A 24,767-nucleotide genomic window follows, 5' to 3' on the forward strand; every position below is an offset into this window, starting at 1 on the left:
TCATGAGCGATACACGCGAAACTCTGGCTGAACTGGAGCAGCGGGACGCTTTCATCGGCCGCCATATCGGCCCGGATGAAGCGGAAAAGACCGCCATGTTGAACGCGCTGGGCGTGGCCGACATGGAGACGCTGATCAGCAAAACCGTTCCTGAAACCATCCGCATCCACGAAGGCCTCGAACTCGACGCCCCTTGCACTGAAGCACAGGCGCTGGCGGAACTGAAAGCCTTCGCTGAACGTAACAAAGTTTTCAAAACCTACATCGGCATGGGTTACTACAACACCCTGACGCCGACCGTCATCCTCCGTAACGTATTGGAAAACCCCGCCTGGTACACCGCTTATACTCCGTACCAGCCGGAAATCTCCCAAGGCCGCCTGGAAGCGCTGCTGAACTTCCAAACCATGATCGGCGACCTTACCGGTATGGAAATGGCCAACGCCTCTCTGTTGGATGAAGGCACCGCAGCGGCGGAAGCCATGACCATGTGTCGTCGCGTCAACGCTAAGAACAAGAGCAATGTGTTCTTTGTTGCTGAAGACTGTCTGCCGCAGACGATCGAAGTGGTTAAAGGCCGCGCTGAGCCTCTGGGCATCGAAGTGGTTGTCGGCGATCCGCAGAAAGACCTGCAAAACCATGATTACTTTGCAGTGCTGCTGCAATACCCTGGCGTCAACGGCGACGTTCGCGATTATCGCGAACTGATCAAAACCGCTCATGAAGCCAACGCGCTGGCGATTATGGCGGCGGACATCCTGTCCCTGACCCTGCTGACGCCTCCGGGCGAACTGGGCGCGGATATCGCCATCGGCAACAGCCAGCGTTTCGGCGTGCCCCTGTTCTTTGGCGGCCCCCACGCGGCTTACATCGCCACCAAAGATGAATACAAGCGCTCTCTGCCTGGTCGTCTGGTGGGCGTCTCCGTAGACGCCAATGGCGACAAAGCCTACCGTTTGGCGCTGCAGACCCGTGAGCAGCACATTCGTCGTCAAAACGCGACCTCGAACATCTGCACCGCGCAGGCGCTGCTGGCGATTACCGCTTCTATGTACGGCGCATATCACGGTCCGGAAGGTCTTAAGCGCATCGCCCGTCGCGTGCATCGCCTGACCACTATTCTGGCGGAAGGCCTGAAGCAGGCCGGACGCACCGTCAACACGGCGCATTTCTTTGACACTGTATCCGTCGCCACTGGCGGTGATACTGACGCGGTTTACCAAGCCGCTCTGCAGCAGAAGATCAACTTGCGGCGCATCGATGATAAAACCCTGGGCGTTTCATTGGACGAAACCACTACCCGCGAAGATGTCGCCGCACTTTTACATGTATTCGCCTCCGGCAAGCCGGTTGCGGATGTCGCGACGCTGGACGCCTCCGCCAAGGATGCGATTCCCGCCGAGCTGCGCCGTCAAAGCGCGTTCATGACGCACACTGTATTCAACCGTTATCACTCCGAAACGGAAATGCTGCGTTATCTGCGTCGCCTGTCGGACAAGGATCTGGCGCTCGACCGCACCATGATTCCGCTGGGCTCCTGCACCATGAAGCTGAACGCCACCACGGAAATGACCCCGGTGAGCTGGGACGGCTTCTGCGCGATTCACCCTTTCGCGCCGCTGGACCAGACTGAAGGTTATCGCGCCCTGATCGCTGATCTGGAGCGTATGCTCAGCGCCGCGACCGGTTATGCCGCGTTCTCTCTGCAGCCCAATGCGGGTTCTCAGGGCGAATACGCGGGTCTGCTGGCGATTCGCGCTTATCATCACAGCCGCGGAGAAGGCGACCGCGACGTCTGTTTGATCCCCAATTCCGCACACGGCACCAACCCTGCGTCCGCGCAGATGGTGGGCATGAAAGTCGTGGCGGTGAAGTGCGACGACAACGGCAACGTGGACCTGAACGATCTGCGTCTGAAAGCCGAACAGCACAGCGCCAAACTGGCGGCGTTGATGGCGACCTATCCGTCCACTCACGGCGTATTCGAAGAAGGCATCCGCGAAGTATGCTCCATCGTGCATCAGCACGGCGGTCAGGTATATATCGACGGCGCCAACCTCAACGCGATGGTCGGACTGTGTAAGCCCGGTCAGTTCGGCGGCGACGTGTCGCACCTGAACCTGCATAAAACATTCTGTATTCCTCACGGCGGCGGCGGCCCCGGCGTTGGCCCGATTGGCGTTGCGGCGCATCTGGCTCCGTTCCTGCCTGGCCACAGCGCCATGGGCGAGACGGCGGAAAACGCGATTGCGCCTATCTCCGCAGCGCCTTGGGGCAGCGCGGGCATCCTGCCCATTTCCTGGACTTACATCCGCATGATGGGCGGCGAAGGCCTGACCGAAGCGACCAAGTCGGCGATTCTGAACGCCAACTACATCGCCAAGCGTCTGGAGCCGCACTATCCTGTGCTGTATACCGGTTCGCAAGGCTTCGTGGCGCACGAGTGCATCATCGACGTACGTCCGTTCAAAGACAGCTGCGGCGTGTCCGTTGACGATATCGCCAAGCGTTTGATCGACTTCGGATTCCACGCGCCGACCATGTCATTCCCGGTGCCAGGCACGCTGATGATCGAGCCGACCGAGAGTGAATCTCTGGCTGAGCTGGATCGCTTTTGCGACGCCATGATCGCTATCCGCGAGGAAATCCGTGCAATTGAGAACGGCGAATACGACGTGGATCACAGCCCGCTGCACCACGCGCCGCACACTGCGGCGGATCTGGTGGGCGACTGGGATCGCCCTTACAGCCGCGAGCGTGGCGTGTATCCGTTGAAAGCGCTGAAAGCGGACAAATACTGGAGCCCGGTCGGTCGCATCGACAACGTGTACGGCGACCGCAACCTGGTGTGCGCATGTCCTCCGATGACTGAGTACGAGGACTAAGCAGTACTGCGGGGCGTTCGCGCGTCCCGCTTCTCTGCGCAAAATAAGAATCTGAAAGAGGAACACGAGCCATGTTTACCGAAGATATGCGGATCGCTGATTACGATCCCGAGCTGTCGGCGGCCATTAACGCGGAAAAGCGCCGTCAGGAAGAACACATTGAATTGATCGCCTCCGAAAACTACGTCAGCCCACGGGTGATGGAAGCGCAAGGCGGCGTCTTGACCAACAAGTACGCGGAAGGCTATCCCGGCAAGCGTTATTACGGCGGCTGCGAGCACGTCGACGTCGCGGAGCAGCTGGCTATCGACCGCGCCAAGCAACTGTTCGGCGCTGATTACGCCAACGTGCAACCCCATTCTGGATCACAAGCCAACGCTGGCGTGTATCTGGCTCTGGCCAAGCCCGGCGACACCATTCTGGGCATGAGCCTGGACCACGGCGGCCACCTGACCCACGGCGCCAAGCCTAACTTCTCCGGCAAAATCTTCAACGCCGTTCAATATGGCCTGAACCCGGAAACCGGTGAAATCGACTACGATCAAGTCGAGCGTCTGGCGAAAGAACACAAGCCCAAACTGGTTATCGCAGGCTTCTCCGCATACTCGCGAGTCGTGGACTGGCAGCGTTTCCGCGACATCGCAGACAGTGTTGGCGCGTACCTGATCGTTGATATGGCGCACGTCGCCGGTCTTGTCGCGGCAGGTCTGTATCCGAGCCCGGTGCAAATAGCCGACGTCACCACCACCACCACGCACAAAACCTTGCGCGGTCCACGCGGCGGTCTGATTCTGGCGAAGTCCAACCCAGAGATTGAGAAGAAACTGCAGTCTTTGATTTTCCCTGGCATTCAGGGCGGTCCTCTGATGCACGTGATCGCCGCCAAGGCGGTAGCGTTCAAGGAAGCCCTGGAGCCTGCGTTTCGCGACTATCAGCAGCAAGTCGTGAATAACGCCAGAGCCATGGCGGATGCGGTGAAAGCGCGCGGCTATAAAGTCGTCAGCGGCGGCACGGACAACCACCTGTTCCTGATTGACCTGATCGATAAGGGCGTAACTGGTAAAGACGCCGACGCCGCGTTGGGTCGGGCTTACATTACCGTTAACAAGAATACGGTGCCGAACGATCCGCAATCGCCGTTCGTAACTTCTGGTCTGCGCATCGGTACGCCCGGCGTCACCACTCGCGGCTTCAAAGAAAAAGAAGTCGTGGAGCTGGCGAACTGGATTTGCGATGTGCTGGACAATATGGGCGATGAAAGCGTCGTAGAGAAAGTCCGCGAGAAGGTGCTGAGCATCTGCCGCGACTTCCCGGTCTACCGCGCCAACGCCAAATCCGGAGCCGCCCTATGAGGCGCTCCGGCCTCTCCGTCCGCTTAGCGGACGGGTTTCTCAACATTTCACAGCTCCGTTGCGAGTGATGATTTATGGCTGTAAGCGTTTTTGATTTGCTCAAAATAGGCATTGGTCCTTCCAGCTCCCATACCGTGGGGCCCATGAAGGCGGTGCGTCAATTCCTGCAGGGATTGCAGCGGGACAGCCTGCTGGAGCAGGTTATCACTATCAAGGCGGAATTATTTGGCTCGCTGGCCGCCACCGGTAAGGGGCACGGCTCCGATAAAGCGGTGATGCTGGGCCTGGAGGGCGAAACACCTGAAGACGTTGATACGGATGACGTGGAAGCGAAGATTGAACGTATTCGCACCCGTCGCCGTATCCGTCTGTTGGGTCTGCACGAAGTTGAATTCGTAGAGAAAGAACATCTGCTGATGAACAAGCGCGCGACCTTGCCTTATCACCCCAACGGCATGCGTTTTACGGCGTTTAATCATGGCGCGGTGGCTCTGCGTACGCGGACGTATTATTCCGTTGGCGGCGGCTTCGTTCTGGACGAGGACGCAGTGGGCGAGGACAAGATCGTTCCCGACACCACGCCGCTGCCATACGCTTTCCGCACGGCGGCGCAGTTGCTGGAGCACTGTCGCGCCACGGGTTATAGCATCAGCCGCATCATGATGGAGAACGAAAAGACCTGGCGCAGCGAAGAAGAAGTGCGCAAGGGTCTGCTGCGCATCTGGCAGGTTATGCAGGATTGCGTGGAGAACGGCTGCCGTAAAGAGGGCATTTTGCCAGGCGGTCTGAAAGTGAAGCGTCGCGCGGCGGAACTGCATCGCGCGCTGTCCAGACGGCCGGAGTCCGCCATGAAGGACCCGCTGAACGTTCTCGATTGGGTGAATTTGTATGCCCTGGCGGTGAACGAAGAAAACGCCGCGGGCGGCAGAGTGGTGACGGCTCCGACCAACGGCGCGGCGGGCATTATTCCTGCGGTATTGCACTATTACGACCGTTTTGTTGGCGGCGCCAATGACGACGGCATCGTGCGTTTCCTGCTGACAGCGGCTGCTATCGGCGTGCTGTACAAGGAAGGTGCGTCCATTTCCGGCGCCGAAGTCGGCTGTCAGGGCGAAGTGGGCGTGGCCTGCTCCATGGCGGCGGGCGCGTTGGCGGAAGTGCTCGGTGGAACGCCTCAGCAGGTGGAAAACGCCGCTGAAGTCGGCATGGAGCATAACCTTGGCCTGACCTGTGATCCTATTGGCGGACTGGTGCAGGTGCCCTGCATTGAGCGCAACGCCATGGGCTCGGTGAAAGCGATCAACGCCGCGCGTATCGCGCTGCGAGGGGACGGAAGTCACTTCGTTTCCCTGGACAAGGTCATCAAAACCATGAAAGCCACTGGCGCCGACATGAAGACCAAATACAAAGAGACCGCTCGCGGCGGTCTTGCGGTGAACGTAATCGAATGCTGATGCGCCGGTCCCTTGGGACTGGCTTCGGCGTCTAAAGAATTTCATGCGAACAACGGCGTCCCCGGTGACGCCTTTAGGGAGACGAAGCAATGGCTGAAAGTCATAACAACGCCGAAATGGCGAAAACCCCGTTGTATGACCTGCACGTGGAGTGCGGGGCGAAGATGGTTGAATTCGCAGGCTACGCCATGCCGGTGACATTCCCCGCAGGCATTATCAAAGAACATTTGCACACCCGCGAGAAGGCCGGACTGTTCGATGTCTCCCACATGGGGCAGGTGCGTCTGAAAGGCGCTGGCGCGGCGGAAGCGCTGGAAGCCCTGGTTCCCGGCGATATCGTCGGCCTGGAGAAGGGCGCGCAGCGCTACACGCTGTTCACCAATGACAAAGGCGGCATTCTGGACGACCTGATGGTCACCAATACTGGCGAAGACTTGTTCCTGGTGGTGAACGCCGCTTGCAAGGAGCAGGACATTGCTCATCTGCGTAAGCACCTTGGCGACAAGCTGGAAATCGAAGTGCTGGAAGATCGCGCGTTGTTGGCGCTGCAAGGCCCTGCTGCGGCGGGCGTGATGGGAGAACTGGCGCCTGAGCTGACCAAGCTGGTTTTCATGACCGGCGCGTGGGCGACCCTGGATGGCGCTGAGTGTTTCGTCACTCGTTCCGGCTATACCGGCGAAGACGGCTACGAAATCTCCGTGCCTGCAGATCGTGCGGATGCGTTGGCGCGCAAATTACTGGCGCATCCTGACGTTGAGGCTATTGGCCTGGGCGCGAGAGATTCTCTGCGTCTGGAAGCCGGTCTGTGTCTGTATGGCCATGATTTGGACACGGACACCAATCTGGTGGCGGCGAACCTGAAATGGGTGCTGTCCAAACCGCGTCGCGCCGATGGCGAACGCGCAGGCGGTTTCCCTGGCGCGGATGTGACCCTGAGTGAGTTTGCTGAAGGTTCTCCTCGCAAACGCGTTGGTCTGGCTCCGCAAGGTCGGGCGCCAGTGCGTGAAGGCGTTGAGATCGTCAACGGGGAAGGGCAAGTAGTTGGCCTGGTCACCAGCGGCGGTTACGGTCCCAGCGTTGAGAAACCGGTGGCGATGGGCTACGTCAACACTGACTGTTCCGCTATGGGAACTGAGCTGAAAGCGATCGTGCGCGGTAAAGAAGTGCCGGTGACTGTCGTATCAGCGACCTTCGTTGAGCACCGCTACTACAGAGGCTGATTCGCCGCTGTAGGGCACGCATGCGGGCAGGGAGCGGCGGTAGCCGCCTCCACCCGCTTTGTTTGATCCGCTTTCTTGCGTCTGTCCGTGTAACGGGCGATAACCTGCTGATAATCCTCACTGGCTTTAAGCTCTTTGACCCGCTGCGTCACCATATTCCGTAATTCTGGGCTTGCCTGCTTACTCAGACTGAGATAGATGTCATAAGGTGGTATCACCGCGTCCATATTGACGAAACGATAGCAGTCCGAGGGTGGTTCGCTCTCCTGCGCCAGGTTATAGCGCAGACGAATTTCCATCTCTACAAACCCGTCGACGCGCCCTGCGGCGGTTAAACGAAAGCCCTGCTCGTATTTCTCCACGCCTGTTAGCGTGAGCGACCTGCGGGCTTCCATGCGGCGTAGTTCGGGATAATTGAAATTGTCGAGTATGACCAGAGTCATCCCCAGTAATTCCGCCTCTCCGGTAATGCTTTTAGGGTGATCATTGCAGGTCAGCAATGCATGATTAACAGTAAATAAAGGCTCTTCCACAAAACTCCCCACATCTGTCAGGGAATTCCAGACCTTGGCGTCGTAGGTCAGCCAGATTGTGTTCTTGTCCTCTCTGATAACGCGGTGCAGACGATTGACCGGCAGCGGCTTGGGAGCAAGCTGTATCGGCGTGTCTCGAAAAATGATTTCCACCAGGTCGGTGATCAATCCGCCTTTGTTGACGCCATCGGAGGCGATCTGAAAAGGGCTGGCCAGGTCTTCAACGATGTAGTAGGTGATCTCTTCCTGGACGAGCTTGTCCGCATGGGAGTGCGAAGCGAAAAAGGCCAGTGAGCAACTCAGAAACGCCAACAAAACGAGCTTGGGTGCGAACATCTTGGGTACCGGCTACACGCTTTCAAGTATGCGGGATGGCAAGCATCGGCTCTGGCTGAAAACCCAGGCGTGTCAGTGCGTTGCTTTCTATTAGAATTAGCATAGCCCATTTAAAAGGCAAGCGGAGGCGCAATAATCCTGTAATAAATGGACGCGTCAGGCTTGTTACCGACCGAGCTTGTCGTTGCGAGGAGCGAATAGGTATCATTGGCCGACCCTGAACGCGCGTTGTCTGACCGCTCCGGGGTGTTTTATAGAGCAAAAAAATGACAAACAGGGAGCCGTGGGACGACGGACTCGCCTGATGACTGACACGAGCCAGAGGAACCGCTTTGAAATTACATGTCGCTGAATCTTATTCGTCGCAGGGGGCGTCGAATAACGTCAGGGTAAGGTTGCATGATGCCGGATAAGTTCAACGACCGGCTGCAGGCTGAAGCGATTCGGCATATTCAGGAAAGTGAGGCGTACGCGGCGCTTGCGTTGCGAGAGCCTGCGCATACCTCGGGTCAGGGGCTGGAGCAGCATGTGTTGGACCGGGCCCGGCAGATGGGGGAAGACGTCGGCTTGGGCGCACGTCTGCAAAAGACGGCGGAGGCGGCCAAGAAGGTCGCTTTTGGCGCGATGGCGTTGCTGTTTTGCTTGGGGGCCTTGGCGGCCAGACAGGCGTTTGATGGCGGGCAACAAGGCAGCGTCAATTTCTTCTGGCTGTTGCTGGCGCTGCTGGGCGTCAACACGCTGATGCTGGCGTTATGGGCGGGTGGCATGGCGCTGGCGTCGCGTAAGGCCAAAACTGGCATGCTCGGCCAGACGCTGGAGTGGATGGTGGCCTACTGGATGGGCAAGCTGGGCGGCAAGAACGGCGCAGACGCCGCTGCGGCGCAGGCATGGTTCGCCGTCATGAACGCCGGGGCGGTGGGGCGCTGGAATCTAAGCCGACTGTCCCATGCGCTGTGGCTGTCCTATTTGCTGGGTGGGTCGACGATGATTCTGTTGATGCTGGCCGCTCGCCAGTATGACTTTATTTGGGAGACCACCATCCTGTCTGAATCTTCTTTCCAAACTCTGACTCAAACCCTGGCGGCTTTGCCGCAATGGTTTGGCTTCTCTGCGCCGACGCCGGAGCAAATCGCCGCCAGTCGTATCGGCGGATCGCCAGCTAACGCTGAGGCGGCGCGTCAGGCGTGGTCGGGTTTGCTGCTGGGCGGCATGTTGACCTATGGGATCATCCCCCGTCTTCTGTTGCTGGCCGCCTCCTGGGTCGCATACGGGCGTGCGCGCGCCGCTTTTCGCCTGAATTTGGCGCGTCCTTATTACGTCCGTTTAAAACAGAAGCTGATCCCGGCCACGCGGGTGCTGGGCGTGGTGGATGCGGATGAAGACGGTCGTCCTCAGGCGGACCCCGAGCCTCAACAGGCGCAGGAGGAAACCCCACCGACCCAAAGCTGCTGGCTTGGCGTGGAATTGGACAACGCCCATATGGCTGCCGGGGATGGCGTTTCCGAGGCGTTTAATCTGGGCAATGTGTTGGACCGGGAAGGCCAGCATGCGGCGCTACAGCGCGCCCAGGCGCTGAAACAGACGCCATTGGTGCTGGCGGTGTCGCTGCAACGTTCTCCAGATCGCGGCTTGAAGCGGTTCCTGGCGCAACTGACAGAAGGGCGCAAATCGTTGACCTGGCTGGAGTTGTGCGAAACGGCGGGATATTTCGATCAGGATACGCAGGGGCGCGACATACGCATCTGCGACTGGCACCAATTGGCGGCGGAATGTGGAATAGAACCGCAACGGGTCGTACACCGGGTGATCGGAACGCATTCCGAAGGAGAGATGAAGCATGGATAACGCGACGCCGACTAAGACACGTTCAGGTATCGGCGGCGACCCGATTTCCGTGGCGGTGGTCGGTCACACCAACGCGGGTAAAACTTCCCTGATGCGCACCTTGTTGCGCGATCTGAAATTCGGCGTTATCTCCAATCATCCTGGAGCCACCCGGCATGTGGAGGCGGGCCAGATTCTGGTCAATGAAACGCCGGTCATCACGCTGTTTGATACGCCGGGGCTGGAGGATTCCATCGAGTTGCTGGAGGCGCTGGAAAAACTGCGTCCGGAGCAGGATAACGGGCTGGGACGGCTGCGCGCTTTTATTCAGGATCTGGATCGCTATCCGCAGTTCTCGCAAGAAGCCAAGGTGATCCGGCAGCTATTGCAGGACGAACTGATATTTTATGTCGTGGATGTCCGCGAGCCGGTGCTGGGGAAGTACCGGGACGAGCTGAAAGTGCTCAGCTTTGCGGCGCGCCCGGTGATTCCCGTGCTGAATTTTATCGCTGCGCCGCGCTCCAATCTGGCGCAGTGGCGTGAGCAACTGGCGGCGTTGAATCTGCATGCTCAGGTAGAGTTCGACACAGTCGCTTTCAATTTTGAGGACGAGAAACGTCTCTATCAGAAGATGCAGGCGTTGATGGCCGCCCGTTATAACGACTTGCAACAGCTTATCGAAGAGCGCCAGAAGCAGTGGGAATCCCAGATGGACAGCGCCGCGCAGCGCATCGCCGCTTTGTGGACGGACGTGGCCAGTTTTCGTCTGATGACGGCGAACGAGGAAGTGGAAATTCAGACGGCGGCGGAACGGATGCAGGAGCAGGTGCGCAAGGCGGAGTCCGATTGCGTCGCCGATCTGTTGCAGATTTTCCGCTTCGCTGACGAGGACGTGACTGTCGCCGCCTTACCGGTTCGCGATGGCGAATGGGAGCTGGATTTGTTTGATCCGGACAATATGAAGCGTATGGGCGTCGAGGCCGGCAGTGGCGCGGCGGCCGGCGCGGCGGTAGGCGTTGGCGTCGATTTGATGGCCGGTGGGATCACCTTGGGCGCGGCGGCGGCGCTGGGCGCCCTGGCGGGGGTGGTGTGGCAGACGGGACGCCGATATCGCGAGGATTTGACCGCGGCGATACGTAAACAACGCAAGTTGTGCGTGGACGAATCCACCCTCAAAGTATTGTGGCTGCGGCAACAGTATTTATTCGAAGCGCTGCAGAAGCGGGGACATGCGTCGCAACAGCCGATGGCTCTGGCGGACGGCGGCTCCCCGGAATTGCCGGGAGACTGGTCGCGCTGGTTGCGCAAGGCGCGAGGCAACCCGGAATGGTCAAGTTTGCGTCCCGGTTGCGACCTGGATGACCAAGAGCGAGTGGCGTTTATCAAGACAATAGGTTCTAATTTACCGGGTGTTCTGGTAAAAAGTTGAAAAACTTTTTAGTAAAACACTCTAACATTCTGAAAAATATGGAAGAGAAGATGAGAAAAGCAACGTTAGTATTGATTGCGACGACCTTAATGGCCTCCGGGTGTTCGTGGGTTTCTCTGACGCCGGAAGGCGAAACCGTTAAGGTGGCCAAGAGAAATGAAGTGGCGAATTGCCAGAAACTGGGCACGACTACGTCCAATGGCGTCAGCCGCGTGGGCATCCTGAGCCGCGACGAAAAAGTCATTTTCGAAGAGCTATCCACATTGGCGCGTAACGAAGCGGCGTCTCTGGGCGGCAATACTGTCGTTCCTGACAGTGAAATCTCCATCGACGGACGTCAGCGTTTCGCTATCTATCAGTGCCCTTACTGATCCCTATTCTGACGCCGGTTGCAGAACAAGCGGCGTCCGGCGGGCTTTGTGCGGATAATTCCGTCAGGATTGCGTCTTATGAACCTCAGTGGCGTTAAAGGATTTATCTTCGATCTGGACGGCACCTTGGTGGATTCCCGTCTGGACTTTGACGCCATGCGGCGAGAACTGGGTTTTCCTGAAGGAAAGCCCATTCTTGAGCACCTGGAAACACTGGATGATCCTGACGCCGTCGCCCAGGCCTGGGCGGTGGTGGAAGCTCATGAAATCGCCGGAGCGCGTGCGGCGACCTGGATGCCGGGAGCGAGAGAACTGTTGATGTCGCTGCGGGAACTGGATATTCCGGTGGCGATTCTGACCCGTAATATGCGCAAGGCCACCCGGATCGCCATTGAGGCGCTGGGTATTCCCGTCGAACTGGCCTTGACTCGCGAAGACTGCAAACCCAAGCCGCATCCGGAAGGACTGCTGCGTATCGCCGCAACCTGGGGGTTGGCCTGTGGCGAACTGATCTATGTCGGCGATTACATCTTTGACCTGCAGGCGGCCCGCAACGCCAACATGATTGCCTGTCTTTACCTTAACGAACGCAATCACATCTATCAGGAACACGCAGACTGCGTGATCCGCGCTTTTGACGAATTATCACCCCGTCGCTGACTCTCCCGGATACCCCTCTCCTTAGGTCACGACTATTTAGTCTCTCTGACGTCAGGCATTATTTTTGTTTAACCCGCTCGTGGCGCGCCGCTTTCGTCGCCAGTAACGCCATTACGTCTCACTATCTTAGCGGTCCGCTTCGCACCGGGCTTCGCCGTCCGCCGCCCCTTTGCCAATGGAGTTATCGCGCTAAATAGGCGCGTCCCGAGTTTGGTAAAACGCCGGGAGAGGTCTATTGTTGATAAGACAGTGCAGGGAGAATTGCTATGCAGGGCGGGGAGGACATTCAGCTGCTTGTCTTTCGTTTGGACGACAGACCTTACGCAGTTGAATTGGCGCGAGTCAGGAAAGTGTTCAGAGCGGCGGCCATCAATCCGTTGCCCTTGGGGCCGAGGGTGATATGCGGCGTGTTGAATATGCGCGGACGCCCGGTGCCGGTGGCGGATTTGCGATTGCGCCTGGGATTGCCGTCTCGGGTCACGGCGCTGGAGGACCGCTTCCTGTGGGTGAGCGCCGACGCCATGGACTTGATTCTGACCTGCGATAGCGTTGACGGCGTGAGCGTATTTCCTCGCTCCACCATGTTGGACGGCGCAGAGATTCCGGAACGGCCTCCGGTGCTGAAGGGGGTCGTCTGCCTGCCTGATGGCGTGCTTTACATTAACGACCCCGACACTTTGCTCAACCTCAGGGAAAAAGAGGAATTGGCGTATGCGCTCGCTGAGCATGATGAGTGACGCCGTGGCCATGCCTAATGCGCTCAGCTCTGACCTGTTGTCGGCCTGCCAGTGGAAGATCAACGAACTTTGGGGGCTGCATTATCCTCAGGAACGCTGGTCCGATTTGGAGCGGCATCTCAAACTGACCGCCCTGGACCTGGGCTACGACGAACCATCCGCCTTCGCCCGCGCGCTGCTTTATGACCAGGTCGACGCGGCGCAAAAAGTACGTCTGGCCACAGAGCTTGCAGTGGGCGAAACCTATTTCTTGCGTGATCCCGCCTGTTATCAGCACCTGATTCATCACTTTCTCATTCCTTTGTTGGATCAACGTCGCCGTAATGGTCAGAAACACCTGCGCATCTGGAGCGCAGGCTGCTGTAGCGGCGAGGAAGCCTATAGCCTTGCGATTCTGCTGGAAGGCTTGCTGCCGGATATGCGTGACTGGACTGTTGAGCTGCTGGCTACGGATCTGGTGGCGGAGTTTGTGGAGAAGGCGCAAAGCGGCTGTTATAGCGCCTGGTCCTTCCGTCAGGTTGACCCACAATGGCGCACCCGCTATTTCAGCCAGAGCGGCGCCAATCAGTGGACGATCCATGAGCGATTTCGGCGGCGCGTGACGTTCTTCCAATTGAATCTGGCGCAGTCGGTTTTTCCCGACGAGAAACGAGGACTGTGCGACTGTGACGTGATTCTGTGTCGCAACGTGTTGATGTATTTCTCGCCTTCGCAGGCGGCGGCGGTGCTGGATCGCTTGCAGCGTTCCCTGAGTCCGGGCGGGGTGTTGCTGCTATCGCCAGTGGAAAGCGTGATCTGCCAATGGGCGGGGAAGAAAGTGCACAACTGGCCGGAAGCGGTATGTCTGCGGCGGCCGCGAGATGAGCCGCGTTGGCGTGAAGCCCGAGCAGAATCCGCCGGCTCGGCGCCGCTGGCGGAGAATGCCCTCTCAGGGAGGACGGAACAGCAATCCTGGCCCGCGACGGCCGTGGATATCTCGGTGGCGGCGTCTGTCATCTCTGATGCTCAGGAAAGGAAAGCCGTTTCGCGAGAGCAACAGACGTCCGATGCGGGCAACGATTGGCGCCGGGGACAAGAGGCCTACAGAGATGGCGACTATGACGCCGCCGTGCAACATTTGGAGCGCTTTACCGCCGGCCCAGGCCTATCGCCGCGTCAGCAAGCGGAGGCGGCCATTCTCATCGCCCGCAGCCATGCTAACTGCAACCGCTTACAAGATGCGGAAGAATGGGCTAATCAGGCCATACGACTGGATCGGTTACAGCCCGCCGCCTATTGGTTGCTGGCGTCATTGCATATCGGGCGCTCCGAGCGTCGCCAGGCGCTGGAGGCGCTGACCCGGGTCATCTATCTGCAGCCGGATTTCATTATGGCTCACTATCTCAGCGGTATTTTGTGCATGCGACTGGGCCAACCTGAGCGCGCTTTGCGCTGTTTGCGAAATTGTAGGGAGCTGCTGGCGTCCATGGCGCCGGAGCAGCCATTGGAGGAAGGGGAAGGACTGACGGCGGGAGATCTGCTGGAACTGGTGCGGGACGCATTTGACGATATCGCCGGCGATATCAAGTGACGCGCGCTGCGCCTGAAGGACTGTAAGGAAGGAGAGCAGAGTTGAAAGGTTCAACTTACACCGACTGGGAAGCGTTAAAGCGCAATTTGCAGCAGGTGGAGCAGTTTCTGGCGAATGAATTCAATCCCTCGCCGGATTCCGCCAAAGCCGGCTGCAGGAGCGTGCGCGGGAGTTGGCGGAGCCGGAGAAGGACGAGGACGAGTCGGACCGCATGGAGGCCCTGGTGTTTGAGCTGGCTCAGGAGATCTACGCCCTGGAGCCGGAGTTTATCGCGGAAGTCGTGCCCCTGAAGCCGCCGACGCCTATTCCCTGCACCCCTCCCTATGTGCTGGGAGTAATCGGCGTACGCGGACGCATCGTATCAGTGTTAGATCTTCGCGTGTTCTTCGATCTGCCGCTGAAAGGCCTGTCGGATCGTAATTCTGTCGTTGTGTTGTCGCGAGATGGCTGTGAGTTCGGACTGCTGACCGATCGGGTGATCGGCATTCGCACATTATCGCGGAAGCGTCTGAACTCCCGGCTTGAACACCTGAGCGGGGTGCGCAAAGAGTATCTGCTGGGGGTGACCTCATCCCACTGGGCGGTGCTAGATGCGTACAAGTTACTTCATGACGCCCGATTGGTCGTCAACGACAGGATATAGGACATGTTCTATCGCAACCTGAAGACCGCCAACAAGCTGATTCTGGCTTTCAGTTTCATCGCAGTACTTGTCGTGGGGGCCTTGATTATTGCTTTTCAGGGGCTGCAGCAGATTCAGCAGTCGCAGCAGCAGATATTCGATGAGCAGTTCACCCAGCACATGCGTATTAAGGACCTAATGATCAATATCAACGAGAACCGGGCGTTGATGTTGAAAATGGTGGTGCAGCGCGGCGCTGGCGGCGTGTTGCTGGATGAGGTCAAACGCAGCAGTTTGCAGGGAGAGAAATTACTGGGTGAACTCAACGCCGCCGCGGTGCGCGCCAGTGAAGCTCAGGGGGTGTTGCAGAAACTGCGGGATCAATGGATGGCGTTTTCCAGCGCCCGGGAGAAAACCATTATTCCACTGATAGCGTCCGGTGATATTGACGCCGCCGCGACGGTATTGACCAACGAGCAGGCGGAGCGCATCGCTCAGATACGAGAACTGGGCGATCAGATTATTCATTTGGGCGAACGCAATATTCAGCAGGCTCTGGCGCAATCAGAAGCGACGGTGGAAGGCCAGCGCGGGACCATTATTATTGTTATCGCAGTCATATTGGCGCTGATGGCGGCTATCGTATGGATGACCTCTAAAGCGATTGCAGGTCCTCTGGCGGATCTGACCAAATGGGCGGAGCAGATCGCGGAGGGCGATTTGATGTACGGAAGGGAGTTCGAGAAACGGGAAGACGAAGTAGGCATGCTGAGTCAGGCCTTCAGTCGTATGGGTGAGTACCTGCGCGAACTGGCGAAAACTTCCGAAGCTATCACCAAGGGAGACCTGACGGTGAGCGTCACGCCTCGTTCGGAGCGGGATATTTTGGGCAATGCGTTTTCCGCCATGATCAATAATTTGCAGAGCCTCACCGCTGACCTGAAAGAAGGGGTGGCGGTGCTTTCCACCGCCAGTCAGGAAATTATGGCGTCAACCGGGCAGGTCGCCTCCAGCGCTCAGGAAACCGCTACCGCCATCAGCGAAATCACCACGACGGTGGAAGAAGTCAAACAGACGGCGAGCGTCTCTAATCAGAAAGCCAGGCATGTCACCGAAGCCGCGCAGCGCACCCTGCAAGTCTCCCAGGACGGTCGTAAGGCGGTGGAGGCGACCCAGGACAGCATGAGCCAGATCCGCCAGCAGATGCACGCCGTGGCGGAAAGCATCGTGCGCCTGAGCGAGCAGAGTCAGGCTATTGCGGAGATTGTCGCCACAGTCAACGATCTGGCGGAGCAATCCAACCTGCTGGGCGTCAACGCCTCCATTGAAGCAGTCAAGTCCGGCGAACAGGGGCGCGGCTTTTCAGTGGTGGCGCAGGAAGTGAAAACCTTGGCGGATCAGTCCAAACAAGCCACCGGCCAGGTGCGCAATATCCTTAATGACATCCAGCGGGCCATGAATAAGGCCGTTATGGTGGCGGAACAAAGCAGCAAGGCGGTGGATGGCGGTTACCAGCAGGCCCAGCTGTCAGGGGACGCCATCCGTATGCTGGCGGACAGTATCGAAGAGTCATCCGGCGCAGCGTTGCAGATAGCCGCTTCCAGCCAACAGCAGCTGGTGGGAATGGACCAGGTGGCGAGCGCTATGGAGAGTATCAAAAAGGCCAGCCAGGACAATGTGGAGGGCACCAAGCAGGCGGAACAGGCTGCGCGCAACCTGCATCAGTTAGGATTGCGCATGCAGAACCGGATTGCGCAGTTCAATGCCTGAGCAACGCCGGGTGCGCGCTAAGTCGACGCTTTGGAAAAGACTTTTCTGGACGGGAAGTTCTGGCGATGGAGCGGAACGGTGTCTTCCGTCGGCCGTGCAGGGTGGAAAGAAGTATGCAGGACAGAAATGAGGCGCTGAAGAAGCGGTTGCTGGAGGCGTTCCGGTTGGAAGCCGGCGATCGCATGCGGATTCTGGCGGACGCGTTCGCCATGCCGTCTGACGCCTTCGACGCCGTGCTGGTGGAAAGCGTATTCCGCGAAGTGCACAGTCTCAAAGGCGCCGCCAGAGCAGTATCCCTGGGAGCGGTTGAGAAACTGTGTCAGGCCTGGGAAACCCTGCTCGCCGATATCAAACGCAGCGGCGCTGGCGTCAGCGAGACGCAGCTTGGCGTCAACCGTAAGTGTCATGGTCTGTTGCGGCAGTTGATGGCGGACGCGTCCGCCATTCCCAATGATCAGCTCTCGGACTACTGTCGGCGTATTGAACGGGGCGAAGAGATAGCGAGTTTGGCTCCCGTGGAGAACCAGGTTCAGGATTGGGCGTCAGACGATTCTGAGTCGCAGCTCGTCAAGGAAGAACCCAAAGTCGCCTCGCCAACCGTTGAAGCCACTCCCATTCCCCCTTCAGTTTCAGGCGAACCCTTAGAGGAAGAGCGCGCTCAGACAAACGAAACGGCATCGTCGGAAGAGGCTGCGCCGCAAACCCTGCGTCAACGGCCTGCAGAGCTGGCCGGGTTGGCGGGAAACAGCGGCATGCTGCGTATCAAGGCGGAGCATCTGGATGAGTTGATGTATCAGGTCGAGGATTTGCAGCAGGCCAAGCTGGAGGCGACGCAAGCCTGTTTAATGCTGAAGGAAGCGGTGGCCGGATTCGCAGAATGGCGCAAGTTCAGGCATGAAATCACCACCGCCGCCCGTCAGTTACGAACGCATATTGATCATGAGGCTGAACGTCAGGTGAGCCGCGACCAGGTATTGGTGTCGATGGAGCGGGAGCAACAGACTCTGATTGACTTCAGCGCCTGGGCGGCGGACTTTCTTGGGCAGTGGGAATACCGGCTCAGCCAGCTGGCGAAAACCTCCGAAAAAGTCGCCAGAGGCGTGGCCACGGTTGCGGACGGCATGCATGCGCAGATGCAAACGGTGCTGCTGTTGCCTTGTTCGGTGTTAGTGGAAGGCCTGCCGGCCATGGTGCAGGAGATTGCGGACTCTCTGGGTAAAAAAGTGCAAATGCGCTACTCGGGAGAAAGTCTGCAAGTGGACAAGCGGGTGCTGGATGAGTTGAAGAGTCCGCTACAACACATGCTGCGCAATGCCGTTGATCATGGTGTGGAGGCGCCCGCGCGCCGCCGTGAGCTGGGCAAGCCGGAATACGCGCAAATTGAACTGGATTTCATGCAGGAAAACGCTGGTCTGTTCGAGGTGAGAATTCGTGATGACGGACTTGGTTTCGACCCCGCCAAACTGAAGGCCAAAGCTGTCGCCCAGAAAGTATTGGATGAAGACAAAGCCGCCGCAATGAATGACAAAGACGCGGCGCAGCTGGCGTTCTCTTCTGGCGTCTCCACCAGCAGCATCATAACGGATCTGTCTGGGCGCGGTTTGGGGCTGGCCATCGTTCGCGAGAAGGTAGAGCGCCTGGGCGGCCGTATTCTTTTGGAAACGACGCCGGGAAGCGGGTCCACCATCACACTGCAGGCGCCGACCAGTATGGCGACATACCGGGCGTTGCTGGTGCGCGTGGAAGACCAGTTGATGGCGATTCCCGCTCAGGCGGTGGAGCGAGTGCTGCGTCTGCCTCAGGAAGAAATCAAAAGCGTGGAGAATCGGCTGTCTTTTACCTTGCATAACGAGGCCAATCCGCTGTGGCGACTGTCGGATATTCTCGGACTGGGGACCACCGCTTCCGCGCCGGACAAAGCCGTCTGCGCGCAAGTGGCGGTGATGAACGTCAACGGCGATCGTTTTGGCCTGCTGGTGGACGAAGTCATCGGAGATCACGAAGTCATTATCAAGCCCCTGGGACCGCAGTTACTGCGCGTGCGCAATATTCTGGGCGCGACGCAGATGGGGGACGGCCGCATCGTGCCTATCCTGCATCCGTTTGACCTCTATAAAAGCGCCTGCAATACAGATTCCGCGCCGCTGCAGACGGGGGGCATGGAGGAGCTGCGTCGGCGCAAGCGTATTTTAATCGCGGAAGACTCCGTCACATCGCGGGGATTATTGAAAACCATTCTGGAAAGCGCCGGCTATGAAGCCGTCACCGCCAACGATGGCGTTGACGCTTGGGAAGCGCTCAAGCACGGAGCGTTCGACCTCATGGTATCGGATATCGAAATGCCTCGCCTGGATGGGTTTGGATTGACTGCAAAGGTGCGCGCTGACCGCCGCTTCGCGGAGTTGCCGGTAGTATTGGTCACCGCCTTGCAGAGCCCTGAGGATAAAGAGCGGGGCATGGAGGCGGGCGCCAACGCCTATATCGTAAAAAGCGGTTTTGATCAGGCCAATTTGCTGGAAATTATCCGCCAGTTGCTCTGATTGCAGGGACGGGCGCAGCATGGCCTGTCGACAACGGGAGAAGAGGTGATAACGATGGATGTGTTGATAGTGGACGACTCGCCTGTTATCAGACAGCTGCTGCGCCACATCATTGAAGAAGGCGGCATGCGGGTGATCGGTGAAGCGTCGAATGGCGCGGAAGCGCTGCGCAGCATCGCCAGACGCAAACCGGATGTGATCACTATGGACATTCACATGCCAGTCATGGATGGATTGGAAGCGTCGCGAAGAATCATGGAGGAGTATCCGACGCCGATTGTTGTGGTGACCGCCAGCTATAGCCTCGGAGATGCGGTGACCGCCATGCAGGTGCTGGAGGCCGGCGCCATTACCGTCACGCCAAAGCCGCAAGGCCCCGGTCATCCTGACTTTGAGCGGGACGCGGAAAGCCTGGTGAGGACTATTCGCCTTATCAGTGAAGTCAAAGTAGTGAGACGGTATCGCCGCGAGAAGCGCGTTCCTGCGCGGCCGCCTCCCTCTGTTGGGCTGGATCAGGATCATGAGGGTATACAGCCGGGCGTGATCGCAATTGGCGCTTCTACCGGCGGTCCGGTGGCGTTGAAGGAGCTGCTGCACGGCATGTCTCGGGATACGCCCTGTCCGGTGCTGGTGGTGCAGCATATCTCGCCTGGCTTTCTGACCAGCTTTTGCGAGTGGCTCAATCAGGTGTCGGCGCTTCCTGTCAGCATTGGCGAATTCGGTGAGCGCGCCGAGCGGGGGCGGGTCTATCTGGCGCCGGACGGTTGCCACATGGAGGTGGATCGGTCCTGTCGCATCAGTCTGGTGAACGGGAATCGCGATGAGACGCTTTGCCCGTCCGTGGCGCATCTGTTCAGCAGCGTCGCCAAAAACTTCGGCAGGAACGCGGTGGTTGTGTTGCTGTCTGGGATGGGGCGCGACGGCGCGGCGGAAATGGCGGAACTACATCGGCTGGGGGCTCTGACCATTGCGCAGGACCCCGCCACGGTCGTAGTGAACGGCATGCCGGGGGAGGCGGTGAAGCTGGGCGCAGCCCGGCATGTATTGAGTCCCCCGCGCATCGCGGCGCTACTAAACGAACTACCGGTACAAAGCTGCGTCTGATTTGTGTATGCAACAAGGTCGCGGAGAAAACAACAAGAGAGTTGAAGTGATGTTAACAGGAACAGAAATTCTCATTGTCGAAGACAGCCTGACTCAAGCCCTGCAACTGCAAATGCTGCTGGAGCAGAATAGTTGCTCCGTCATGGTTGCGGAGAACGGCGTGCAGGCCCTGAAATGCATAGCTGAACGCAGACCGACCATCATCGTGAGCGACATCATGATGCCGGAAATGGACGGTTACACCTTATGCCGGACGCTGAAATCAGACCCTAAGACGGAATCCATTCCGGTCATTCTGGTCACCACGCTCACCGACCCGAAGGATGTGGTGCAAGGGCTGATCGCCGGCGCGGATAACTTCATCACCAAGCCTTATGATGAGAAGTATCTGCTGTCGCGCATCCGTTACTTCCTGGCCAATCTGGAGCACCGGGACCACCAGCGGGTGAAGATGGGCATTGAAATTATCTTGGACGGAGAACGCCACTTCATTAACTCCGCCCGCCAGCAGATTCTCGACCTGCTGATTTCCACCTATGAAGAAGGCATTCGTCTCAACCGGGAACTGAAAGCCAAGCATGAAGAGCTGAGTCATACTCATTCGCTGATCAACAGTCTGTTTCATTTTACAGCGGGCCTGAGCGCAGCCAGCACGGAAAGGGACACCATTGAGCAAGGGTTGGGGCAGGTGCTGTCATTCCCGAACGTAATCGCCTCCTGGTTACTATTGGTGGGTGCGGATCAGGACGATAGCGGCTGGCGACTGGCGGGATTTCGCGGCGATAAGCTCAATCATGCGCAACTGGACCCCTGCAGTCACGAGTGTCCCTGCCGGCATGGCGTCATTAATGATGGTCTGACCAGAGCTGTGGATATCGCTGACTGCCCGGCGATGAAGGGCGTTTTCATCAGCAATCATCATGCGACCATTCCCTTACTGCTGGGAGGAGAGGTCATCGGCTTGCTCAATGTCGCCCGGACGGACGGAGAACGCTGGGGGGAAGAGCCGTTGCGCGCGTTGCAATCCCTGGGACATCAATTCTCGGTCGCCCTGGGCCGGGCGAGATTGTTCGATAGCCTGGAAAATCTGGTGGAGCAGCGCACCTCGGCTTTGAAAGACGAAATGGTGGAAAAAGAGAAGGCGCAGGAACAGCTCAAGCTGCGCAATCGCGCTGTCGAGGCGAGTGTTAACGCCATCATCATTGCGTATAAAAGTGAACCGGATAACCCCATTGTGTACGCCAATCCGGCCTTTGAACGCATTACCGGCTACAACCTGGAAGATGTCACGGGACGGAATTTCCTGTTCCTGCTCGGCAAAGAGACCAGTCAATTGGGGGTCGCGAATATCAAACGAGCACTCAAATCCAATACCGAAGGCTATGCCTTGCTGAAGAACTATCGCAAAGACGGCACGCTGTTCTGGAGCGAGCTGAAAGTCGCTCCGGTCACGGACGCCAAGGGCGATGTCACTCACTTTGTCGCTATCCTGAATGACGTGACGGAATCCATTCAGTACCAGGAGCAACTGGAATACAAAACCAACTACGATAACCTCACCGGACTGCCTAACCGGAATCTGCTTAATGACCGTATTCAGCAGGCCATCGCCTATGCGGCGAGGCGCGACAAGGGCTTCGCTCTGGCGGTGTTCGACCTGGATAACTTTAAATATATCAACGACAGCATGGGCCATGAGACCGGCGATCAATTACTGAAAGAGGTGGCGGAATCCCTGCGCAGTTGTTTGCGGGAAGGCGATACGCTGGCGCGACTGGGCGGGGATGAATTCGTTATTCTGATGCATAAAGAGGAGCGCGACCGCCCCCTGGGGTTGATGCTGAACCGTATCCAGCAACTGGTGGCGCAGCCGCGTCGTTTAAAAGACAAAGAGATTCTGGTCACTCCCAGCATTGGCGTCTGTCAGTATCCAGAAGACGGCGAAGATGCCTCCACACTGCTCAAGAACGCCGATACGGCCATGTACAAGGCCAAGGAACGGGGCCGTAATCGTATCTGCAGCTACACCCAGGAAATGAATGAGTCCATCCAGAAACGGGTGCAAATGGAACAGGACCTGCGGCGCGGTATCGAAAACGGCGAGCTGGAGCTGTATTACCAGCCGCAACTGGACCCTCATGGCGGCGGCGCTGTCGGACTGGAAGCGCTGGTGCGCTGGCGCAAGGGCGATCGCATGGTGCCGCCGCTGGAGTTTATCCCCATTGCGGAAGAAACCGGCCTGATCACCGAAGTGGACGCCTGGGTGCTGCGCGCCGCCTGTCTGCAATTAAAAATGTGGCGGGATCAGAAACAGCAGATGGTCCCTGTTTCCGTCAATCTGTCGCCCCGGCAATTCCAGGACGCCCATTGTGTCGAACTGGTGCGCAAAGTGCTGCAGGAATCCGATATCGAACCTGGCTGCCTCAAAATAGAGGTGACGGAAAGCATGGTCATGCACAACGCGGAAGAGGCGTTGCGCACCATGACCCAGCTCAAAGCCATGGGCGTGCAACTGTCCATGGATGACTTCGGCACAGGATACTCCTCTTTGAGTTACCTGAAGATGTTCCCTTTCGATCAGCTCAAGATCGATAAAAGCTTTGTTCGTAACGTCACCAACGATCCCCAGGAAGCCGCCATCATCCGCGCGATCATCGGCCTGGGCAAAACCCTGGGCATCAAAATCGTGGCGGAAGGCGTGGAAACTGTCGAGCAGTACAGCTTCCTGGTGCGCGCCGGTTGCGACCTCATCCAAGGCTACTTCTACTCACCGCCATTGCCTGTCGCCGCCTGTATGCACTTCCTGCAGGAAGATCATCTGTGGGGGAAAAAGCGCAAGGAAATTGAAGACGGCCCGCAAGCCAGAAGAATATTGATCGTCAACGACGACGAAACCATACTGCGCGCGGTCTGCGGCGAACTTGGCCACGAAGGCTACGACATCTTCGAAGCCCGCACCATGGCGGAAGCATTGCGCCTTCTGGCCGCCCACGAAATGCACGTCATCGTAACCGACCAATGCATGAAGGAAATCAAAGGCGTGGACCTGCTGCGTAAAGTCAAAGCCATCCACCCCGGCGCCGTCCGCATGGTGCTCAGCGGCTACAGCGGCTTTAAAGAAGTGCTCGAAGCCATCAACGAAGGCGCCGTTTTCCGCTTCATCACCAAACCCTGGAACTCGGAACACCTGCGAGAAAACGTCAAACAAGCCTTCCGCGAAAGCGACCTGGCGCGGGAAAACCAGATGCTGAGAGAGCAGTTGGATATATTGCGAAGTGGGAGTTGACGAACCTTGGTGCTGGAAGGATGAGGATTAACTCATTGTTGAGAGAAATCTAGTAAAAAGGCGAAGAGGGACAATCGTGAAGAAGTAAGCCCCCTGACATTGCTTCGAATGTCAGGGGGACGGTCAATTACTACTTTTCTTAACGGATATATGTCCACAAAGCTTAGTAATAGTATTGCTGTCGCAGCTTGGAGGAGATTCGCAAGTCCAAGAGGCTACTACATCAGCGTCAGTAGCCATGGCCATGAGAATCATTGACACCTGCTCCTTTGTTGTAGTCGTTATCCACATGGAGTCGGTGTCGCTTGTTAGTTTAAAGTTAAGTCCGTTCTCCGGAGAGTCGCTCCAGTTGTCGAGTTCGGTAACCTTGCCTTTGCAGCTTATTGCTGACGCATTAGCGCAAAATAGTAGTAGGGATATTAGAAGAGTTTTCTTCATGGTTTACTCTCAATGGATGGGATTTTAATCTAGCTTCAGATAATTTAGAAATGATTTGATATATAATGGGTGAAATTACTTGCTATATGAGTTAGCTGAAACGCAATGTAAAGTGTATGGGATAACTCGTCTGAGCTTATAGCTCACTTAACCTAACGAACGGTATAAAAGCTAGATTTTAATTGCCATTTGTCTATCCATTCAAGTCAGGAAATGTAAAAAATTAAAACATTCGCTTTTTCAGCCGGTTAGCGTGTTCTTATTGCCTGGATATCGGAGATGCCGCGACGAAGTCGTTGCTTCATCTAACCCACAATTTCTGAAAAGCGCTCAGATATGCTCTTTGGTGATGTCCGAACATTAACGAGGGCTATTAACTAACGTGGGAAATGCAAGTTTTTTCTTTCTCATGATGGTTGAAAATTATTTCCTGAGGCTTTTTTATTGTAACCATTTGAATTTAAAAGGACAAATTCGTTTTTTGCGTGCCTTGAAGAGCGCAAAATTCTCTTTTTCTTGTGTTTGTTTTTGTTGGTCTAATCCATTTTTTTTCTTAATATACCGCAAAAAATGTAGCGACTCCCATTTTTATGGTCAGCTCGCTTGTGTTGGAGCTAATACAGTTTATTGAGAATG

Annotated in this window: 16 protein-coding genes; 15 read left to right on the top strand and 1 reads right to left on the bottom strand. The window is 57.3% G+C overall.

Translation table 11 applies throughout. From position 1 onward, the window contains the following. The first annotated feature begins 2 nt into the window (after positions 1-2). The 4 genes from gcvP to gcvT all read left to right on the top strand — a co-directional run bounded on the left by gcvP (position 3) and on the right by gcvT (position 6,911). The gene (gcvP, locus tag EUZ85_RS15660) at positions 3-2,885 is read left to right on the top strand and encodes an aminomethyl-transferring glycine dehydrogenase (RefSeq protein ID WP_127970169.1); all 2,883 of its coding nucleotides are present in this window, start codon (positions 3-5) and stop codon (positions 2,883-2,885) included. A 71-nt stretch (positions 2,886-2,956) separates the two neighbouring features. Continuing rightward, on the top strand, positions 2,957-4,237 hold the full coding sequence (glyA, locus tag EUZ85_RS15665; RefSeq protein WP_011397654.1) for a serine hydroxymethyltransferase: 1,281 nt from the start codon (positions 2,957-2,959) through the stop codon (positions 4,235-4,237). Between the two features lie 74 nt (positions 4,238-4,311). Continuing rightward, a complete protein-coding gene (locus EUZ85_RS15670; protein ID WP_127970170.1) occupies positions 4,312-5,691 on the top strand; it encodes an L-serine ammonia-lyase in 1,380 nt (459 codons plus the stop codon). An 89-nt stretch (positions 5,692-5,780) separates the two neighbouring features. Continuing rightward, positions 5,781-6,911, top strand: coding sequence for a glycine cleavage system aminomethyltransferase GcvT (gene gcvT, locus EUZ85_RS15675; protein WP_127970171.1), 1,131 nt, complete (start codon positions 5,781-5,783; stop codon positions 6,909-6,911). Here the strand turns inward: gcvT and EUZ85_RS15680 are convergent. Then, positions 6,899-7,780, bottom strand: coding sequence for an ABC transporter substrate-binding protein (locus EUZ85_RS15680; protein WP_127970172.1), 882 nt, complete (start codon positions 7,778-7,780; stop codon positions 6,899-6,901). The two genes, gcvT and EUZ85_RS15680, sit on opposite strands and share 13 nt — an antisense overlap. 399 nt (positions 7,781-8,179) lie before the next feature. On the opposite strand from EUZ85_RS15680, the gene EUZ85_RS15685 reads away from it, so the two are divergent. From EUZ85_RS15685 to EUZ85_RS15735, 11 genes are all read left to right on the top strand, one after another. Next, a complete protein-coding gene (locus tag EUZ85_RS15685) occupies positions 8,180-9,625 on the top strand; it encodes a DUF2868 domain-containing protein (protein ID WP_127970173.1) in 1,446 nt (481 codons plus the stop codon). Next, positions 9,618-11,033: a GTPase/DUF3482 domain-containing protein gene (locus EUZ85_RS15690; RefSeq protein WP_127970174.1), complete on the top strand. Its 1,416-nt coding sequence runs from the start codon at positions 9,618-9,620 to the stop codon at positions 11,031-11,033. The genes EUZ85_RS15685 and EUZ85_RS15690 overlap by 8 nt, the downstream gene beginning before the upstream one ends. Positions 11,034-11,083: 50 nt before the next feature. Continuing rightward, positions 11,084-11,404, top strand: coding sequence for a DUF4156 domain-containing protein (locus tag EUZ85_RS15695; protein WP_164887258.1), 321 nt, complete (start codon positions 11,084-11,086; stop codon positions 11,402-11,404). Positions 11,405-11,482: 78 nt separating this feature from the next. Continuing rightward, entirely contained in the window at positions 11,483-12,064 is a 582-nt protein-coding gene (locus EUZ85_RS15700) for an HAD family hydrolase (protein WP_127970176.1), read from the top strand. Positions 12,065-12,330: 266 nt separating this feature from the next. Continuing rightward, complete coding sequence (locus tag EUZ85_RS15705) at positions 12,331-12,801, top strand: chemotaxis protein CheW (protein ID WP_127970177.1); 471 nt, start codon at positions 12,331-12,333, stop codon at positions 12,799-12,801. Further along, the gene (locus EUZ85_RS15710; RefSeq protein ID WP_164887259.1) at positions 12,776-14,371 is read left to right on the top strand and encodes a CheR family methyltransferase; all 1,596 of its coding nucleotides are present in this window, start codon (positions 12,776-12,778) and stop codon (positions 14,369-14,371) included. Before EUZ85_RS15705 ends, EUZ85_RS15710 begins: the two co-directional genes overlap by 26 nt. A 172-nt stretch (positions 14,372-14,543) precedes the next feature. After that, entirely contained in the window at positions 14,544-15,014 is a 471-nt protein-coding gene (locus EUZ85_RS15715; protein WP_210408472.1) for a chemotaxis protein CheW, read from the top strand. A 3-nt stretch (positions 15,015-15,017) separates the two neighbouring features. Next, positions 15,018-16,763: a methyl-accepting chemotaxis protein gene (locus tag EUZ85_RS15720; RefSeq protein WP_127970180.1), complete on the top strand. Its 1,746-nt coding sequence runs from the start codon at positions 15,018-15,020 to the stop codon at positions 16,761-16,763. A 113-nt stretch (positions 16,764-16,876) separates the two neighbouring features. Next, a complete protein-coding gene (locus tag EUZ85_RS15725; protein WP_127970181.1) occupies positions 16,877-19,303 on the top strand; it encodes a response regulator in 2,427 nt (808 codons plus the stop codon). A 54-nt stretch (positions 19,304-19,357) separates the two neighbouring features. Further along, positions 19,358-20,407 carry a chemotaxis-specific protein-glutamate methyltransferase CheB gene (cheB, locus tag EUZ85_RS15730; RefSeq protein ID WP_127970182.1) on the top strand — a complete coding sequence of 350 codons (1,050 nt, stop codon included), beginning with the start codon at positions 19,358-19,360 and terminating at the stop codon, positions 20,405-20,407. A gap of 49 nt (positions 20,408-20,456) precedes the next feature. After that, a complete protein-coding gene (locus tag EUZ85_RS15735) occupies positions 20,457-23,693 on the top strand; it encodes an EAL domain-containing protein (protein ID WP_241567050.1) in 3,237 nt (1,078 codons plus the stop codon). Positions 23,694-24,767 lie beyond the last annotated feature (1,074 nt).

It is taken from the genome of Hahella sp. KA22, assembly GCF_004135205.1.
Classification (GTDB): domain Bacteria; phylum Pseudomonadota; class Gammaproteobacteria; order Pseudomonadales; family Oleiphilaceae; genus Hahella.